Annotated in this window: 10 protein-coding genes; 7 read left to right on the plus strand and 3 right to left on the minus strand. The window is 43.5% G+C overall.

Translation table 11 applies throughout. The features are described from left to right. Window positions 1-287 precede the first annotated feature (287 nt). Complete coding sequence (locus NDI42_RS23620) at window positions 288-1,100, minus strand: pentapeptide repeat-containing protein (RefSeq protein WP_190456310.1); 813 nt, start codon at window positions 1,098-1,100, stop codon at window positions 288-290. A 271-nt stretch (window positions 1,101-1,371) separates the two neighbouring features. On the opposite strand from NDI42_RS23620, the gene NDI42_RS23625 reads away from it, so the two are divergent. Together NDI42_RS23625 and NDI42_RS23630 are read left to right on the plus strand one after the other, a co-directional pair. After that, window positions 1,372-2,283: a phosphodiester glycosidase family protein gene (locus tag NDI42_RS23625; RefSeq protein WP_190456312.1), complete on the plus strand. Its 912-nt coding sequence runs from the start codon at window positions 1,372-1,374 to the stop codon at window positions 2,281-2,283. Between the two features lie 108 nt (window positions 2,284-2,391). Beyond that, the gene (locus NDI42_RS23630) at window positions 2,392-3,882 is read left to right on the plus strand and encodes a CoA-acylating methylmalonate-semialdehyde dehydrogenase (RefSeq protein WP_190456314.1); all 1,491 of its coding nucleotides are present in this window, start codon (window positions 2,392-2,394) and stop codon (window positions 3,880-3,882) included. Between the two features lie 33 nt (window positions 3,883-3,915). Here NDI42_RS23630 and NDI42_RS23635 read toward each other — a convergent pair whose 3' ends face one another. Beyond that, window positions 3,916-5,106, minus strand: coding sequence for an MFS transporter (locus tag NDI42_RS23635; RefSeq protein WP_190456316.1), 1,191 nt, complete (start codon window positions 5,104-5,106; stop codon window positions 3,916-3,918). 114 nt (window positions 5,107-5,220) lie between these two features. Here NDI42_RS23635 and NDI42_RS23640 point away from each other — a divergent pair, with 114 nt between their 5' ends. The 3 genes from NDI42_RS23640 (at window position 5,221) to NDI42_RS23650 (ending at window position 10,219) form a co-directional block, all read left to right on the plus strand. Further along, window positions 5,221-8,487, plus strand: a complete 3,267-nt coding sequence (locus NDI42_RS23640; RefSeq protein ID WP_190456318.1) for a non-ribosomal peptide synthetase — start codon at window positions 5,221-5,223, stop codon at window positions 8,485-8,487. Window positions 8,488-8,812: 325 nt separating this feature from the next. Then, window positions 8,813-9,286, plus strand: coding sequence for a GNAT family N-acetyltransferase (locus NDI42_RS23645; RefSeq protein ID WP_190456320.1), 474 nt, complete (start codon window positions 8,813-8,815; stop codon window positions 9,284-9,286). 198 nt (window positions 9,287-9,484) lie between these two features. Further along, entirely contained in the window at window positions 9,485-10,219 is a 735-nt protein-coding gene (locus NDI42_RS23650; RefSeq protein WP_348231610.1) for an SGNH/GDSL hydrolase family protein, read from the plus strand. A gap of 132 nt (window positions 10,220-10,351) precedes the next feature. Here the strand turns inward: NDI42_RS23650 and NDI42_RS23655 are convergent, their stop codons facing one another. Beyond that, on the minus strand, window positions 10,352-11,458 hold the full coding sequence (locus NDI42_RS23655) for an alpha/beta fold hydrolase (RefSeq protein WP_190456324.1): 1,107 nt from the start codon (window positions 11,456-11,458) through the stop codon (window positions 10,352-10,354). 123 nt (window positions 11,459-11,581) lie between these two features. Between NDI42_RS23655 and NDI42_RS23660 the strand changes: the two genes are divergently transcribed. Together NDI42_RS23660 and NDI42_RS23665 are read left to right on the plus strand one after the other, a co-directional pair. Next, a complete protein-coding gene (locus NDI42_RS23660; protein WP_190456350.1) occupies window positions 11,582-16,591 on the plus strand; it encodes a non-ribosomal peptide synthetase in 5,010 nt (1,669 codons plus the stop codon). A gap of 5 nt (window positions 16,592-16,596) precedes the next feature. Beyond that, window positions 16,597-17,973 carry a GH1 family beta-glucosidase gene (locus NDI42_RS23665; RefSeq protein WP_190456326.1) on the plus strand — a complete coding sequence of 459 codons (1,377 nt, stop codon included), beginning with the start codon at window positions 16,597-16,599 and terminating at the stop codon, window positions 17,971-17,973. The last annotated feature ends 1 nt before the right edge of the window (window position 17,974 follow it).

The following is a 17,974-nucleotide window of genomic DNA, read 5'->3' on the forward strand; positions in this document are numbered from 1 at the left end:
TCTGTCCATCATCAAAAGCTATGGCTCGATAAATGAGGAAAAACAAAAACTTATATTATTGTCGGCTTGAATCACTAATCAAGCCTTCTCTGGGTCTTCCATTATTTATTCAGCAAGCCCTATATAGTAATCCTATTTGAGTTGTGAAGTGCCAGATTAAGTAGGTTGGGTCTGTGCAATAGCGAAACCCAACAAACCTAATATTCGGGTTGGGTTTCGTTACCTCAACCCAACCTAGAATTTTTTTTATGAATGAATTAGGATTGCTATAGTTGAATTATGTCTACCTAGTTATTTGAATAACCTATTGCACCAGAAAAATCTGTGTTTAAAAGTCTGGCACCATCAAATTTAGCATTTGTTAAGTCAGCACCCCTGAAAGATGTCTCCGAAGCACTTTTGATTTTTTTTACAGCTAAAGTTAGGGAATTCATTACTAACAAAATCGAAATTAGTGATAAAAGGCTCCCAATGACTCCCAAAATAAGATTATGTGTACTTAAAAACGCGATCGCATTTGCTCCCAGTAAGAATGCAAACCCATATCCTGCCACTACTTCGGCAATTGTAACCGCGATCGCTACTAATGAACTTCTAATTTTGCAACTAGCATAAGCCATCGCTACGCCTCCTATCACTGCACCAAAAATCGCTATTTGCGGATTATTGCCTGCGGTAGTTCCGGCATAGAAGAAACCGAGCAAAGCTCCTGACGCTGTTGCTGAGATTGTTGTTGCGATGCGTCCGGCGATCGCTCTCGTTCCTGAAGCAGCGGTAGCAATACCTAAGCTAATATATAAAGCTAATATATAAGCCCAACCAGGTTCTTGTAGAGTCCGGCCGAGAACGCCAAATATCATTCGAGCGATCGCATTCGTCGCACAGGTCGCTACTACTACTGCAACTATAATTAAAATGATTAATTTTTTAGGAGATTGACCAGCTATAACTCGCTCAAAATTTGCTCCCTGTAATAGAGTCTTGCTAAAATCACAACCGCGAATATCGCAACCGCTAAAGTCTGCATTGTTGAGATTTTGTCCTTTGAAAGAACGGGTTTGTAAGTTTTTATTGGTATTACGAGGGTTTTGATTGGTCATAGTAAGTAAATAAAAGGTTTGGAAGAAATATGGAATTTTTAAATATAACCTTATATATTAATAATATTTCTATTTAGAAATAGTTATGAACCGCGTTGGCGGAGCCTGCGCGTTAGCGTTTAGATGCAAAGACCGCGAAGGAAGAGTAAAAGAAATGCTTTTTTTACTTGACGATTGCTATATTACTGATTTTTAAGCACGATTTTTAAGGGTAGAAGAATTAAGTTCATTTGCTATAATAAGGTTTTTATTAGCGTTTCTGTATAAAGGGATGCCTGCTCAACGCCAGATTTATCTAAATCGATTTTTGCTATTTGCTGGAACTGGTTTATTGATATTGCCATTGATACTCTACGGTGGGTTGCATTTTTTACGCCCGCCCCAGATAGATAAAGAGCAAGCATTGTTTCAAGGTATATTTTACAGGCGTGTTGTCCGTTCAACACCACGTCCGCTGATGATCCATATTGTCAGTGTTGACTTAAAAACACCAGGAGTTAAAGTGTTAGTTACTCCGGGAATGCCAACACCAGACGATACAGAAATTAATGCGCGGACTACATCAGAATTTCTTAATGAATTTAAACTGCAATTGGCGATTAATGGTAGCTTCTTCTATCTTTTTCGCGAACAAACTCCTTGGGATTATTATCCTCACAGTGGCGATCGCGTCAACGTAGTGGGACAAGCGATCGCAAATGGGCGTATTTATTCTAAATTTGAATCAAAATGGCCTGTAGTGTGCTTTTTGTCAAGCAATATTGCCCAAATCTTTGACAGTGGATCTTGCCCTAAAGATACGTTTGCTGCGGTTGCGGGGAATGAGGTGCTGGTTGCAGGGGGTAATGGTGTAAGCAAAAATTTTAATGGCAATAATAATAAGCCATACCCGCGTGTTGTAGTGGCTACTAATAAAAAAGGTGACAAACTCTGGCTAATTGCTGTAGATGGCAAGCAGCCGCTTTATAGTGAGGGGGTGACAATGGCTGAACTGACAAAAATTGTTATGGAGTTAGGGGCATATGCTGCACTTAACCTTGATGGTGGGGGTTCAACAACTATGGTGATGGCAACTCCTTCGGGAGCAAGTTTATTAAATGCTCCGATTCAGACTAAACTACCTATGCGCGAGCGTCCTGTTGCTAATCACTTAGGATTTTATGCTTTACCCTTGCAGAGGTAGAGGGTGGTGCAGTGATGCAATGAGATATATATGCTTAATCTAAGCGATCGCGTCCTTTAAAGGGGAAAATTAGAATTAGTTTTTATAGTGTCGCTTACTTAAATTTCTATGGAATCCGCCGCGATCGCACCCAATCCCTTACCCAACTATATTAATGGGGAGTGGTGTGCTTCCCACGCCACCGAATTTTTGAATGTGGTGAACCCTGCTACCGCCGAAGTGCTGACGAAGGTTCCTTTGTCGCCTCAGAGTGATGTAAACGCAGCAGCAATAGCAGCAGCGACGGCTTATAATAGTTGGCGGCGCACTCCACCCACCGAAAGAGTGCAATACTTATTCAAACTCAAATTTTTATTAGAAGAACACCTTGATGAGTTAGCCCGGACAATTACTTTGGAATGCGGTAAAACCTTAGCAGAGTCACGCGGCGAAATGCAACGGGCGATAGAAAATGTAGAAGTTGCCTGTGGAATTCCCATGCTGATGCAGGGTTACAATTTGGAAGATATTGCCCGTGGAATTGATGAGATAATGATTCGTCAACCTGTGGGAGTTGTAGCAATAATTGCACCTTTTAATTTTCCGGGGATGATTCCATTTTGGTTTCTGCCTTACGCGATCGCTTGCGGCAATACGTGCATTGTCAAACCCTCAGAAAGGGTGCCGTTAACAATGCAAAAGGTGTTTGAATTGTTAGAAAAGACAGGTTTACCTAAAGGTGTAATTAACCTGGTAAATGGTGCAAAAGAAGCTGTGGATGCAATTTTGGAACATCCAACTATTCGCGCCATTAGTTTTGTTGGTTCCTCACCAGTAGCACAGTATGTTTACAGTCGTGCTGCTGCATTTGGTAAGCGGGTGCAATGTCAGGGAGGGGCGAAAAATCCGATTATTGTTTTGCCAGATGCAGACATGGAAATGACTACCCGCATCACCGCAGATAGTGCGTTTGGGTGTGCGGGACAACGTTGTTTAGCAGCTTCTTTAGCAGTGACGGTGGGAGAAGCGCGTCACACTTTTACAGAAGCGATCGCTAACTCTGCACAAACCAGAATGGTAGGCTATGGTTTGGATGAAAAAGTGCAAATGGGGCCAGTAATTACCTCTCAAAGTCGCGACCGGATTGAAGGGTTAATTCAACAGGGAGCAAATGAAGGTGCGACTGTATTAGTAGACGGACGCAACCCGAAAATTTCTGGTTATGAACAGGGTAATTTTATTCGACCAACGATTCTGCAAAATGTCAACCCGAATAGTGAACTAGCGCGTACAGAAGTTTTTGGCCCAGTATTAGGTTTAATGCACTTGGATACAATCGAGGATGCGATCGCATTGGTTAACAGTGGTCAATGGGGAAATATGGCTTGTTTGTTTACCAACAGTGGTGCAGCAGCGCGGAAGTTTCGTTATGAAGCCGAAGCAGGTAATATTGGCATTAATATTGGTGTAGCAGCACCGATGGCATTTTTTCCTTTTAGTGGTTGGAAAGATAGCTTCTACGGTGACTTACACGGTCAAGGTAGACACGCGGTAGAATTTTTCACGCAAACTAAAGTTGTTGTTGAACGCTGGCCTAAAGATTGGTCGCGCCAGTTTTAAAGTTCAGCGCTCATTTGTAGCCTTCAAGTTAAGCTATTGTCGTGGCTTAACTTTGGGTGCATATCTTTTGCGAGTAAATACTGCTAATAAAAACACAAAAAATGTTAGCGTTCCAGCTAAATATAATGGATAACCATAGGTAGTTGGATTAGATTGATTAATCACCATTCCAGCAATTACAGGCCCAAAGGCGTTGGAAATGCTTAAGTAAGAGGAATTAAGACCCATTGCCGTTCCTTGCTCTTCTGGCTTAGAATTTAATGAGATCAAAGTATTAATTATCGGCTGAACTAAAGAATTAAGAATCGAAAAAAGTATAGTTATTGACACAAAATAAACAATGCTTGGCACGATTGGCATTAAACTAAACGATAAACTGCGAACAAATAAAGCTAAAAATAAGATATTAACCAGCTCAAATTTTCTAGTCAAAATTGATATTCCCAAGGTTTGCATAATGACACCGAGTACCCCAAACAATAGAAACATCAGCGTCAAAGACTTACTATTTTGACCCAGTACATTAATGAAGTAGGGCTGAAAAGCATAGGTAAAAATTGTGAAGGTGGTGCCGATAAAAAAATTGATAATTAAAAGAATCCCAATGCTGGGCGTAGCAAGACCTTTGATTAAATTGCCCAAGCCCAAGTCAAAAATGTTGTGTCCTTGTTCAGCCTTAGTTTGGATGGTTTCAGGTAGAAAAAAGATAGTAATTAACAAAGCCACCAGCGCGATCGCGCTCGAAACAAAAAAAGAAGCTCCTAATGAAATTTCCTGCGCTAGTAAACTAATCGCTGGCCCCAATATAAAACCTAACCCAAAAGCTGCCCCCAAAACTCCAAAACCTTTAGCGCGATTTTCTGAGGTAGTTATATCAGAAATAATTGCCTGAGCTACTGAATTATTACCCCCTGTAATTCCATCCAGAAATCGAGCTAAAAATAGAACGATTGCTGTTGTAGCGTTTCCCGCGATAAAATTGGCGATTACTGTCCCTGTTAAACTGATAATTAGTAACGGCTTTCGCCCAAAGCGATCGGAAAGTTTACCAATTACAGGAGTGGCAAAAAATTGCGCTAAAGAGTAAATCGAGAATAAAAAGCTAGTTTGAAAATCGTTTAGTCCAAATTGCTTGCCATAAAGATAAATTATCGGTAGTAAAATTGTTAAACTGAGTGAATTAATAAAAGCAATTAAAGCAGTAATCCAAAATTTTCGATTCATAAGAGTTATATAGTAGTCCTAAACGAGTTGTAAAATGTTTTTTATTTGTAGCGCCGGCATCTCGCCTGCGATAGGCTCTCCCGCTTGTCCTACAATTTACCAGAAAAAATCGATATGTCTGAACAAGAAGTCTTCGTCTTTCCTACATCTTTTGCCCAACAACGGTTGTGGTTCCTTGACCAGTTAATATCTGGCAATGCCATCTATAATGTACCGACAGTAATACGTTTAACAGGCTCACTGAATTTAGCAGCATTAGAGCAGACATTTAGCGAAATCGTGCGCCGCCACGAAGCTTTACGCACTACATTTAAGGTGTTAGACGGGCAACCCGTGCAAGCGATCGAGCCCAACTTAAGCATACCTTTGTCCGTAGTAGACTTGCGACAGTTCCCAGAATGCGATCGCGAACCCCAAGCACAGCAGTTGTTAGCAGCAGAATTCGAGCGTCCTTTCGATTTGTCCTCTGGCCCATTGCTGCGAATAATGCTGTTTCAGCTTTCTGAGACAGAGCATATTTTATTACTAAATATGCACCACATTATTTGTGATGATTGGTCTATCGGTGTACTAATTGGGGAATTGGGGACGCTATACACAGCTTTTACAAACGTTACATACGTCTCTACATCCTTGCCAGAACTACCTCTTCAGTACCCCGACTTTGCCGAATGGCAACGCGAATGGTTGCAAGGAGAAGTGTTAGAAACCCAGTTAGGTTATTGGCGGCAACAATTAAACGGCATTCCCGCGCTAAATTTGCCCGTTGACCGACCGAAACCAGCTTTTGCAACCTATCGCGGAGCAACGCAAACTTTAGAGTTATCAAAAAAGCTAAGCGATGCTCTCCAGACGCTTTCGCAGCAAGAAGGTGCCACCTTATTTATGATTTTACTGGCAACATTTCAAACGTTGCTCTACCGCTATACTCATGAAGAAGATATTGCCGTGGGTTCGCCAATTGCTAACCGCAACCGTAGGGAAATCGAAGGATTAATTGGCTTTTTTGTCAATAGTTTAGTGCTACGCACCGATTTATCTGGAAACCCAACTTTCCGAGAAGTTTTAAACAGAGTAAGGCAGGTAACGCTAGGCGCATACAGTCACCAAGATTTGCCTTTTGAGAAGCTAGTTGAGGAACTGCATCCAGAGCGAAACTTAAATCGTCATCCGCTTTTTCAAGTAGTCTTTGGTTTCGAGAATGCGCCAATGTCGGCGCTAGACTTGCCTGGCTTAATACCTAGTTTTATGGATATTGACTTTAAAACAACCCGCTTTGATTTGGAGTTACACCTGTGGAAGTGTTCGGAGGATTTCCGAAGTTTATGGGGTGGGAAATGGGAGGATTCGGAGGGGATTAGAGGGGTAGTAGTGTACAACACAGATTTATTTGATGAAGCCACCATTACCCGGATGCTAGGGCATTTTAAAATGTTGCTGGAAGGTATTGTTGCTAATCCAGAACAACGAATTTCAAATTTGCCGCTATTGAGCCAACCTGAGCTGCATAAATTATTAATTGAGTGTAATAAAACTGCGGCAGATTATCCTCATACTAAATGTATACATCAGTTGTTTGAAAATCAAGTAGAGCAGAATCATGATTCTATAGCAGTAATCTTTGAAGACACGCAACTCACATATCAAGAGTTAAATATACGCAGCAACCAACTAGCGCACCACTTACAAAAAATGGGGGTTGGTTCGGAAGTTTTAGTTGGTATTTGTGTTGAGCGTTCTATAGATATGATTGTGGGGTTGCTGGGTATACTGAAAGCAGGGGGAGCTTATGTACCTTTAGATTCTAATTATCCGCGCGATCGCTTGAATTTTATGCTTGATGATTCTCATATTTCAATATTGCTGACACAGGAGAAATTAGTTGATAATTTTGGCAACTTCCCCAACCCAGTTGTATACCTCGATAAGGATTGGCAAACCATTGCCCAAGAAAGCCAAGAAAATCCGCACAGCGACGTAACAAGCAACAACTTAGCTTATGTAATTTACACTTCTGGATCTACAGGTAAGCCAAAGGGAGTTGCTGTTACTCACAAAGCTGTAAATCGCCTCGTGTGCAACACAAATTATATAAAATTGTCCCCTGATGATAAAATTGCCCAAGCTTCAAACACTTCCTTCGATGCAGCAACATTCGAGATTTGGGGAGCGTTACTCAATGGCGCTCAACTTGTGAGAATTAGTAGAGATGTCACCCTTTCGCCCCACGAATTTGCTTTACAACTGAGACAGAAAGGCATCAGCGTTTTGTTTTTGACTACAGCCTTATTTCAACAGATTGCTAGAGATGTTCCGCAAGCTTTCTCTTCCTTACGCTATTTGCTATTTGGAGGTGAGGCTGTCGATGCTCGGTGGGTTAAAAAGGTGTTTAAACAAGGAGCGCCTAAGCAGTTAATTCATGTATATGGGCCAACAGAAGGCACAACATTTTCTTCTTATTACTCTGTGCAAGATGTACCAGAATCAGCCACATCTATCCCCATCGGTCGCCCGATTGCGAACACACAAATTTATCTATTAGATGCCGATTTACAACCTGTACCTATTGGCATTGTTGGCGAATTATATATTGGTGGTGATGGACTGGCGCGAGAATATATTAACCGCCCTGATATAACTGCTGAACGCTTCATTTATAATCCTTTTAATAATAAGCTAGAATCGCGGCTTTATAAAACAGGTGACTTAGCCCGCTATTTACCAGACGGCAATATTGAGTTTTTAGGTCGCATTGATAATCAGGTAAAAATTCGCGGCTTTCGCATCGAGTTGGGAGAAATTGAAGCCATACTAAATCAACATTCAGCCGTGAGGGAGACAGTAGTAATTATCCGAGAAGAAATACCTGGTGATAAACACTTGATAGCTTATATTGTTCCTGACCAGCAACAGACACCAACCAGCATAAATCTGCGACAATTTCTCAAAGAAATGTTACCAGAATACATGGTGCCTTCAGCGTATGTTGTACTAGAATCCCTACCACTGACACCGAATGGCAAAGTGGATCGCCGTGCCTTACCTGCGGTAGATACGCTCAGTTTTGAGATGAAAGAAGATTATGTTGCACCACGCGATCGCGTTGAGGAAGTGCTAGTAGAAATTTGGGCTAAGGTTTTGGGTAAACAGCAGATAAGTGTCCGGGACAATTTCTTTGAATTGGGCGGTCATTCTCTACTAGCAACACAGTTAATTTCCCGCATCCGCGACGCTTTGCAAATAGAGTTGTCTGTACGAAACTTGTTTGAATCTCCAACTGTAGCTAGTTTAGCTAGGCACATTGAAACAATGTGTTGGGCTGCAAAAGGTTGGGATAACACGAGTTCTACGGGAAATGAGCGAGAAGAGGTTGAATTTTAAGTAATTCTACAATCTCATTTGCAAATATTCTAGAGTTAGCAAGCGCAAATAATCTAGTATCCAAATATAAGCTTTTAGTTGCTGGTAATTTCCATCTATTGCGAAGCTAGTAGGTTGAGTGTAAGCGAAACCCAAGCACTACCTTCCTTTGTTGGGTTTCGTTCCTCAACCCAACCTACTGAGTTAATTTTATAAATTATTTAGGATTGCTATAGCCCAGTTTTTAATAGGATTTACGCATTGACAAATAAATTAAAATATGAATAATTGACGAAAGAATACAGTGCTGGACAGCATAATAAATAGTAAGCCAGTGGAGCGTCCGATGAAAATACGATTGTTTCATGAGCAAGATGCTGTTCAAATAGCGCAGTTGTTCCACGAAACAGTGCGTGAAATTAACATTCGTGACTACTCGATTGATCAAGTCAAGGCATGGGCACCAGATAATATTCATTTTAGGAACTGGGCAAAGGTCTGTTCTAATCGATTCACTTACGTTGCTGATGATGAAGGTGCGATCGCAGGTTTCGGCGAGTTAGAGTTTAGCGGACACATAGACTGCTTTTACTGCCATAAAAATTATCAGGGAATGGGTATCGGTCGTAAGATTTATTCTGCAATTGAGGCAAAAGCTCATGAATTAGGAATTAATCGCTTGTACACCGAAGCAAGTATTACCGCAAAGCCGTTTTTCTTACACATGGGCTTCTCGATCATCAGGGAACAACAGGTGGAACGTAGAGGAGAGACTTTTGTTAATTACGTAATGGAAAAGTTTCTAAAAAATGCTGTCTAGCAAGTTGCTCAAGCCTTGCCTCAGGCAATGCTTACCACGATGAAACAACATCCAAACCCCATAGACTGGAAAGCTTTTACTTAACTGGCGAATCAGACTGAGCGTAACACTACATGAGTTACACGCCTGCGGACTACCCACCCCAAAATGCAGAAACAACAGCGTTTATTTCATCTGTCCCTATTATTATGTCTCGTCGTGGTAGTATCGCTGGCCTTCAATGCGCTCCTGTTCCGCCAAGCGAGACACTACTACCTGCTACTGAACAAAACTAATCTAGATCCCTTGGGACTAGGCACCTTTAGTGCCGAATCCCTACCAGATGGTGTTTCTGCCGCCTCCACAGCAACCGTGGTATTCTTTGGCGACTCGCGAGCAGAAATGTGGCCTGCTCCGGCAACGCTCAAGGGTTTTTCTTTTATCAATCGAGGCATCGGCTCTCAGACTTCAGCCCAGATATTGGGACGCTTTGACAATCATGTTGTGCCGTTGCAGCCCAATATTATCATTGTGCAAGTTGGGATTAACGACTTGAAAACAATCCCGCTATTTCCTGAGCAAAAAGCTGCCATTATCAACAACTGCAAAGCTAATATTCAGCAGATTGTCGCACGTTCGGTAAATAGTGGTTCCACCGTTATTTTGACAACCATTTTTCCTATTGGCCCAGTACCTCTGACCCGTCAACCTTTCTGGTCGCCAGATATCGCCCAAGCGGTATCGGAAGTAAACGCTTACCTTTACTCGCTAAAAGCAAAGGATGTCTTGATTTTAGATGCTTACTCGCTCTTAGCACAGAATGGTCAAGTGCAAAGCAACTACGTTCGCGATACGTTGCATCTCAATGAGAGGGGGTATAAGGCGCTAAATCAGGAGCTAACTCATGTGCTATCCACCTGGTTGACGGACAAAAGTCTCAAGAAGAAGTCATAAATGGTTTGCCTCCAGTAGCTAAGGTTGCGATCGCAAACCACAGGTAACTAAGCTAGTTGGGGTTGAGCCGAAATAAAACCAAATAAGCCAGTATTTATTGCTACTCACACGCCAATTTTAGCGCCTGAGTTATTAACAGTTAGCACAAAATGTACTGACAACTTCGGAAAAGAGCTGATTCTTCTCCATTAATACCATGTGTCCACCCGGCTTAATGGTGACGAGTTCAGCTTGAGGCAATTCCGCTTTCATGCGATCGCTTGCAACAGGTTTAGTCGCTATATCGGAAGCCCCGCAAACGACCAACACTGGAACGTTAATCGTTGCCAGTGTCTTTGTTTCCTCGAAATTGAACATTGCCAGTGTGCCACGAGCAAGAACACCAGGCGAACCAAAGGCTGATAATAGAGCTGCAAAATTGAGTTGACCGCGTGTTTCAGTACCCTTAAATCCAGACAGTTCTACGTTAATGTGCAGCAACCCATTGAGATAGCTTAGCCACGTCATCAGCCATAAGATAGGTGACAGCAGAATCGTGAGGTACAACAGAGGTTCGAGCAGCGGCTTCTGCAATTTGCGTATCAAACCGCTAAAAATACAAGTCTTCACCGGATTGGTGTAGGTGGTATCCACAAGGATTAAGCCAGCCACCTGCCGCCCCAAATGTTCTGGAAATAGCCGAGAGAATGTTAGGTTAATCATGCCACCCATGCTGTGTCCGAGCAGGATAACCGGCTTATCTCCCGCTATGGCAACAACGGCTTCTAAATCTCGCGCATATTTTTCTATGGAGTAATCATTATTTTTCGGTCTAGTAGATTTTCCTAGTCCTGGCAAGTCCCAAACAATGACTCGGAAGCGATCGCTTAATTGTCGCTTGGCATAATACCATATCGTACTGTTGGGCCCCCAACCGTGTGACAAGATAATCGGTTGACCATCTTCAGGGCCATAAAACTCTACGTGCAGGACGCTACCATCCGGTCGTTGTACGCGCTGCACGGTTCCAGTACGCATAAGCTTAGGTTCCTCAGCACCTTGACGACGCAGCAGTGGCAAACTAATAAAACTACCGCCAAAAGACCACAGAACCAGCGCTATTCCAGCCACTAAGTAGGGCATTCCCACAAGTTCCCGTTCGTACCACTCATAAAGAATGTAAATCCCCCCGCCAAGTATCCCAATGGATAACAGTTGTACCAGCCATAACAAAAGGAAATTGGGGGGGATGAACACCATGAGCCGAAACCTTTAGGGTAGGATGTCGAGTAAGTTTTCTTCTAACGTCATACCGAGGTTAGACTACAGTCGGCTCAATAGCAAGTAAACTCCTCTAGCAGGTAATCTCCTAAAAGGGGTTTAATCTTGATAGTTGAATTTTTATCTTACCTTCGTAGCTTAGATATTCAGGTTTTTGTCGATGAAGAACGCCTGCGCTGTAATGCCCCTGAAGGAAGCCTCACCGCCGACTTACGTGCAGAGATTGCGGAACGCAAAGCTGAAATTCTCTCCTTTCTAAGGGCAGCTAACGTTACCACAAACGCCACTTCTATCAGTCTTACACCCATTCCACGGGACAGAAATCTCTCTCTATCCTTTGCACAACAGCGGCTATGGTTTCTGGATCAATTAGTACCCAACAATGCTTTCTATAATGTTCCAGCAGCTGTGCGTCTGGTCGGTTCGCTAAATTTAGGGGCGTTGGAGGAGGCTTTTAACGAAATTGTCCGCCGTCACGAAGCTTTACGCACTACTTTTGTAACCGTGGAAGGGCAACCCGTACAAGCGATCGCATCCACTTTAACTGTACCTCTACCAGTAATAGATTTGCGATCGCGAAGCGTCTCTGTTGGCGAAGCCGCCCTGAAAGGGCTAGGAGAATCGCGAAGTGTCTCTGTTGGCGAAGCCGCCCTGAAAGGGCTAGGAGAATTAGAAACCGAAGCGCGACGCATCACCACCCAAGAAGCTCAACGCCCTTTCGATTTGTCCAAAGACCCTTTTCTGCGAGTAACGCTACTGCGGTTGGATGAGTCAGAATATGTGCTACTGCTGGTTCTGCACCACATTGTCTCCGATGGCTGGTCTATGGGGGTACTAATTCGCGAGTTAGCGGCACTTTATACAGCCTTTGCTTCCTGTAAAGACGATAAATTTTCCGTCTTTAAACCTTTACCAGAACTACCCATCCAGTATGCAGACTTTGCCCACTGGCAACGCGAGTGGCTGCAAGGGGAAGTATTGGAAACCCAACTTGCTTACTGGCGGCAGCAATTAGAGGGCATTTCTATCTTAAATTTGCCTACTGACAGACCTCGACCAGCCGTTCAAAGCTACCGGGGTGCAACGCAACTTTTGCAACTACCGAAAAGCCTGAGTAAGGCGTTAGAAGCCTTAAGCCAGCAAGAAGGCGTAACTTTGTTTATGACTTTACTGGCAGCATTTCAAACCTTGCTGTACCGCTACACGCAGCAAGAAGATATTGCCGTAGGTTCGCCAATTGCAAACCGCAACCGCAGTGAAATTGAAGGGTTAATTGGTTTTTTTGTCAATAGTTTGGTGTTGCGTACCAATTTTGAGGGAAACCCAACATTTCGCTCACTTTTGAGTCGAGTACGAGAGGTATCTCTGGGAGCCTATGCTTACCAAGATTTGCCTTTTGAAAAGCTGGTGGAAGAACTGCATCCGGAGCGCAACTTGAATCAAAATCCCCTGTTTCAAGTGGTGTTCGCACTACAAAATGCGCCAATGTCGCCACTAGAACTACCAGAGTTAACCTTAAGCCCGTTGCAATTTGTTGATACAGAAACAACGCGATTTGATTTAGAATTCCACTTGTGGGAGCAAAAGGAAAATAATGGGTTAGGGGTAGATAGTTCAGAAGGAATCAGCGGCTTTGTCGTATACAGTACCGATTTATTCGATGCAGCCACGATTAACCGGATGCTGGAGCATTTCCAAATATTGCTAGAGGGTATTGTTGCGAATCCAGAGCAACGAGTTTCCGAATTACCGATATTAACTGAAACTGAACTACATCAACTGTTGGTGGAATGGAATAATACCAAGGTAGATTATCCCAAGGATTTGTGTGTTCATCAGCTATTTGAAGCACAGGTAGAGCAGAATAAAGATGCGATTGCGCTAGTATTTGAAGACAAGCCACTCACCTATCAAGAGTTAAATGTCCGCAGCAACAAACTTGCACGTTACCTAAAGAAATTGGGCGTTGGCACGGAAATTTTAGTAGGACTTTGTGTAGAGCGATCGCTTGATATGATTATCGGGATGTTAGCCATCCTGAAAGCAGGTGGAGCATACCTACCTTTAGACCCTAGCTACCCCCCTGAGCGTTTGAGTTTTATGCTTAAAGATGCTCAAGTGCAAGTTATATTAACACATGAACAGTGTATCAAACGCCTTGGGAAGCATAGCTCACAAATAATATGTTTAGATAAAGATTGGGAAACTATTGCCCAAGAAAGCGAAGCTAATACTATCAGTAATGCTACAGGAGAGAATCTTGCTTATGTTATCTATACCTCTGGCACTACAGGAAAGCCTAAAGGGGTTCAAATTGAACATTGCAATTTATTAAATCTCATTTTCTGGCATCAACAAGCGTTTGCAGTTTCACCACTTGACCGGGTAACGCAGGTTGCGGGATGTGCATTTGATGCTTGCACATGGGAAATTCTGCCTTATTTGAGTGCAGGATGTAGCATTTATTTGATTGATGATGAAATAAGAATAGCGCCTGAAAGTCTGAGAGAATTCTTAATATCGAAATCAATAACAATTAGCTTTTTACCGACACCTTTAGCTGAGAAAATTTTGTTATTGGATTGGTCTAATAACGCAGCTTTACGAATATTACTGACAGGGGGAGACAAACTACACCAGTATCCTTCGGCTGAGTATCCTTTCCAGCTAGTTAATAATTATGGCCCAACTGAGAATACAGTTGTGACAACATCGGGTATTCTTCCTGCTAGAAAGAAAGAAGATCCCCCCAACCCCCCTTATAAAGGGGGGCAAGAAAGGAGCGTAGATGTAGCAGGATCAGGGAATGCGATCGCGCCTACAATTGGTCGTCCCATTGCCAACACTCAAGTTTATGTTCTAGATAAATATTTACAGCCTGTACCCATCGGCGTTGCTGGTGAATTGTACATTGGTGGTGATGGACTAGCGCGAGGTTATTTAAACCGTCCCGATTTAACTGCTGAAAAATTTATTTCTAATCCTTTTAGTAACCAACCAGAAGCACGTCTTTATAAAACAGGGGATTTAGTTCGTTATCAACCAGATGGTAATATCGAATTTTTAGGTCGTCTCGACGAACAGGTGAAAATTCGCGGCTTCCGCATAGAGTTGGGAGAAATTGAAGCCGTACTGAGTCAGCATCCAGCAGTGCTGCAAAATGTTGTAATAACTCGTGAAGATGTACCGGGGGAAAAGCGTTTAGTAGTTTATGTAACGCTAAATTCTGAATACAGCGAACAGAAGCAGATGGAAATGCAATTGCAAGATGAGCAGGTTTCGCAATGGCAGATGCTTTACAACGAAAATTATAATCAACCTGCTGCTGGTTCAGATCCAACATTCAATATTGTCGGTTGGAATAGTAGTTATACTAATAAACCGATTCCAGCAGAACAGATGCGTGAATGGGTAGATAACCAAGTCGCGCAAATTCTGGATTTGCAACCAAGTAGAGTGTTAGAAATTGGGTGTGGAACAGGTTTATTGTTGTTTAGAATTGCGCCTCACTGCAATAAATATTGTGGAACAGATTTTTCCTCGGCTTCACTGAACTACATCCAGCAGCAATTGGCACAATTACCTCAAGTAAAATTGCTTCAGAAGTTAGCGACTGACTTTGAGGAAGTCGAGCCAGAAGCCTTTGATACGGTAATTCTCAACTCGGTTGTGCAATATTTTCCCAGTATTGATTATCTGGTGCGCGTACTGGAGGAAGCAATAAATGCGATCGCTCCCGGTGGCTTCATTTTCATCGGCGATGTGCGTAGCCTCCCCCTATTGCAAGCTTTCCACGCCTCAGTACAACTGACTCAAGCCGAACCCTCCCTCACCCGCGAACAGTTGCAGCAACGGGTAGAAATGCAAATGTTCCAAGAAACGGAGTTAGTAATTGATCCAGCTTTCTTCAGTGCATTAAAGCAGCGATTTCCCCAGATTAGCGACGTACAAATTCAACTAATCCGGGGTCGTTTTCACAATGAATTAACCCAGTTTCGTTATAATGCGATTCTCCAGATTGGGGCTAAAATAGATCCCCCCAACCCCCCTTATGAAGGGGGGCTTCAGAACGTAGAAATAGCTCCCTCCACCCCCGCTTTTCAAGAGGGGCTTCAGAACCCAGAAATAGCTCCTCCTAACGCCCCTTATGAAGGGGGGCTTCAGCTTCAGAACCCCCCTTTTCAAGGGGGGCAGGGGGGATCAAAATGGCTAGACTGGCACGAAAATAACTTAACTGTCTCCGCCGTACATCAGCTATTAGTTAATAACCAACCAGGCCTCTTAACCATTACCAATGTGCCTAATGCGCGGGTAATAGCAGCAGTTAAAACGGCAGAATGGCTCTCAGGCGCAGCAGAATTTAAAACTGCTGGACAGATGCGCGAAGCTTTGCAAAAGCTCCAAAATGTAGGAGTAGATCTAGAAGATGTTTATAGCCTAGATGTCCCTTACAACGTTGATATTAGCTGGTCAAATTCTGGTACTGAAGGACGCTACGATGTAGTATTTGTAAGGAAAGAAATAGACAAGAAAACTACTTTGCCACTCAGCGCTAAATTGCGATCGCTACAATCTTATGCGAATAATCCCCTGCAAGCAAAAGCAGCCCGTAAGTTAATCCCTCAATTGCAGGCTTATCTAACCCAAAAGTTACCTGAGTACATGGTGCCATCGGCTTTTGTGGTGCTGGAATCTCTACCGCTTACACCTAATGGCAAAGTCGATCGCCGTGCTTTACCTGCACCCGAACCAGTCAAACTAGAATTGGCAGGAAGTTATGTTGCACCTCAAACTCCGGTTGAGGAAGTGCTAGTGAAAATTTTTGCTGAGGTTTTGGCAGTTAAACGGGTAGGTATTCACGATAATTTCTTTGAATTAGGAGGACATTCTTTACTAGCAACTCAGCTTGTTTCTAGAGTGCGCGACGCATTCGGGGTGGAGTTACCTTTGCGTAGCGTATTTGAGGCACCGACAATTGCAGAATTATCGAAAGCGATCGCTAGTTTTCAGCAGACCACTACTCAAAGCAAAGCCCCAGCCTTAGTGCCAATTTCTCGTGAAAATCGACGCATGAAGCTATCTTCTCTCAATAAAGAAAACCAACAACCGTGAACCAGATGAAAACCAGCGACCAATTTCCAGAAGATTTCATCTGGGGCGCGGCTACCTCCGCCTATCAGATAGAGGGTGCAGCAACAGAAGGCGATCGCAAACCCAGCGTCTGGGATACCTTCAGCGCCACCCCCGGACGGGTTGAGAATGGCGATACGGGTGCTGTTGCTTGCGATCATTACCATCGCTACGAAACAGACGTAGAACTGATGGCAAAACTGGGCATCAAGCATTATCGCTTCAGTATCGCTTGGCCCCGAATTATTCCTGATGGTCGGGGAAACGTGAATGAAAAGGGAGTCGATTTCTACAAGCGCCTAGTTGATTGCTTGCACAAACACGGGATTACTCCCCACGCCACCTTGTTTCATTGGGACAGTCCTCAAGCACTAGAGGATTTGTACGGTTCTTGGCGCAGCCGGGAGATGGCTTCAGATTTTGCTGACTATGCTACTGCCGTTGTCAGTCGGTTAGGCGATCGCATCACCAACTGGATGACCATCAACGAAATCCCCTGCTTCACTGATTTCGCCTACGATGTGGATAAAGACCCACCCTTTGCCCCTGGCACTCGCGTCAAAACTCGCAAAGAAGTGTGGCAGACTTCTCACCATGCCCTCCTCGCTCATGGAATGGGCTGTCAAGCTATCCGTGCTGCCTCGCCCCTTCCCTGTTCCGTAGCACTTGTAGACAATATTTCTGTCACCGTTCCCCTCACCGAATCAGCGGCTGATATAACCGCGGCTCAGCAAGCTTTCCATACTTCTTGGCTTAATGGTGGGATTATTTTTCCCGCCCTTACGGGTGTCTACAGTCCAGCAATGCTTGAGAAGTTGGGAGCCGATGCCCCAGATATTCAGTCGGGCGATTTGGAAATCATTCACCAGCCCCTCGACGCACTCGGTATCAATATTTACACTGGCACTTATGTTCGTGCGGCTGACAATAAAGACGGTTACGAGTTTCTTGACTTCCCCAAAGGCTACGCGCGAATGAATATGCCTTGGCTGCATATCGTTCCTGAGAGCATCTACTGGGGTATTCGCCATATTAGTGAGACGCTTGGCTGTAAAGATTTGCCCGTATTCATTACCGAGAATGGTTGTGCTGCCGAAGACGAACTAAACGCTCAAGGCGAGGTAATTGATACAGACCGCATTATGTATTTACGCCAGTATTTGAAGGCGGCTCATCGAGCCATTCGTGAAGGCTATCCCCTGAAAGGTTACTTCCTTTGGAGTTTCATGGATAACTTTGAGTGGCCTTATGGTTATAGTCGCCGCTTTGGAATTACCTATGTCGATTACAAGACGCAACAACGCATTCCCAAAGCCAGCTTCAATTGGTATGCAGAGTGCATTCGCCAAAATAGGGTGGTTTAGG

Source organism: Funiculus sociatus GB2-C1 (assembly GCF_039962115.1).
GTDB classification, from domain to species: domain Bacteria; phylum Cyanobacteriota; class Cyanobacteriia; order Cyanobacteriales; family FACHB-T130; genus Funiculus; species Funiculus sociatus.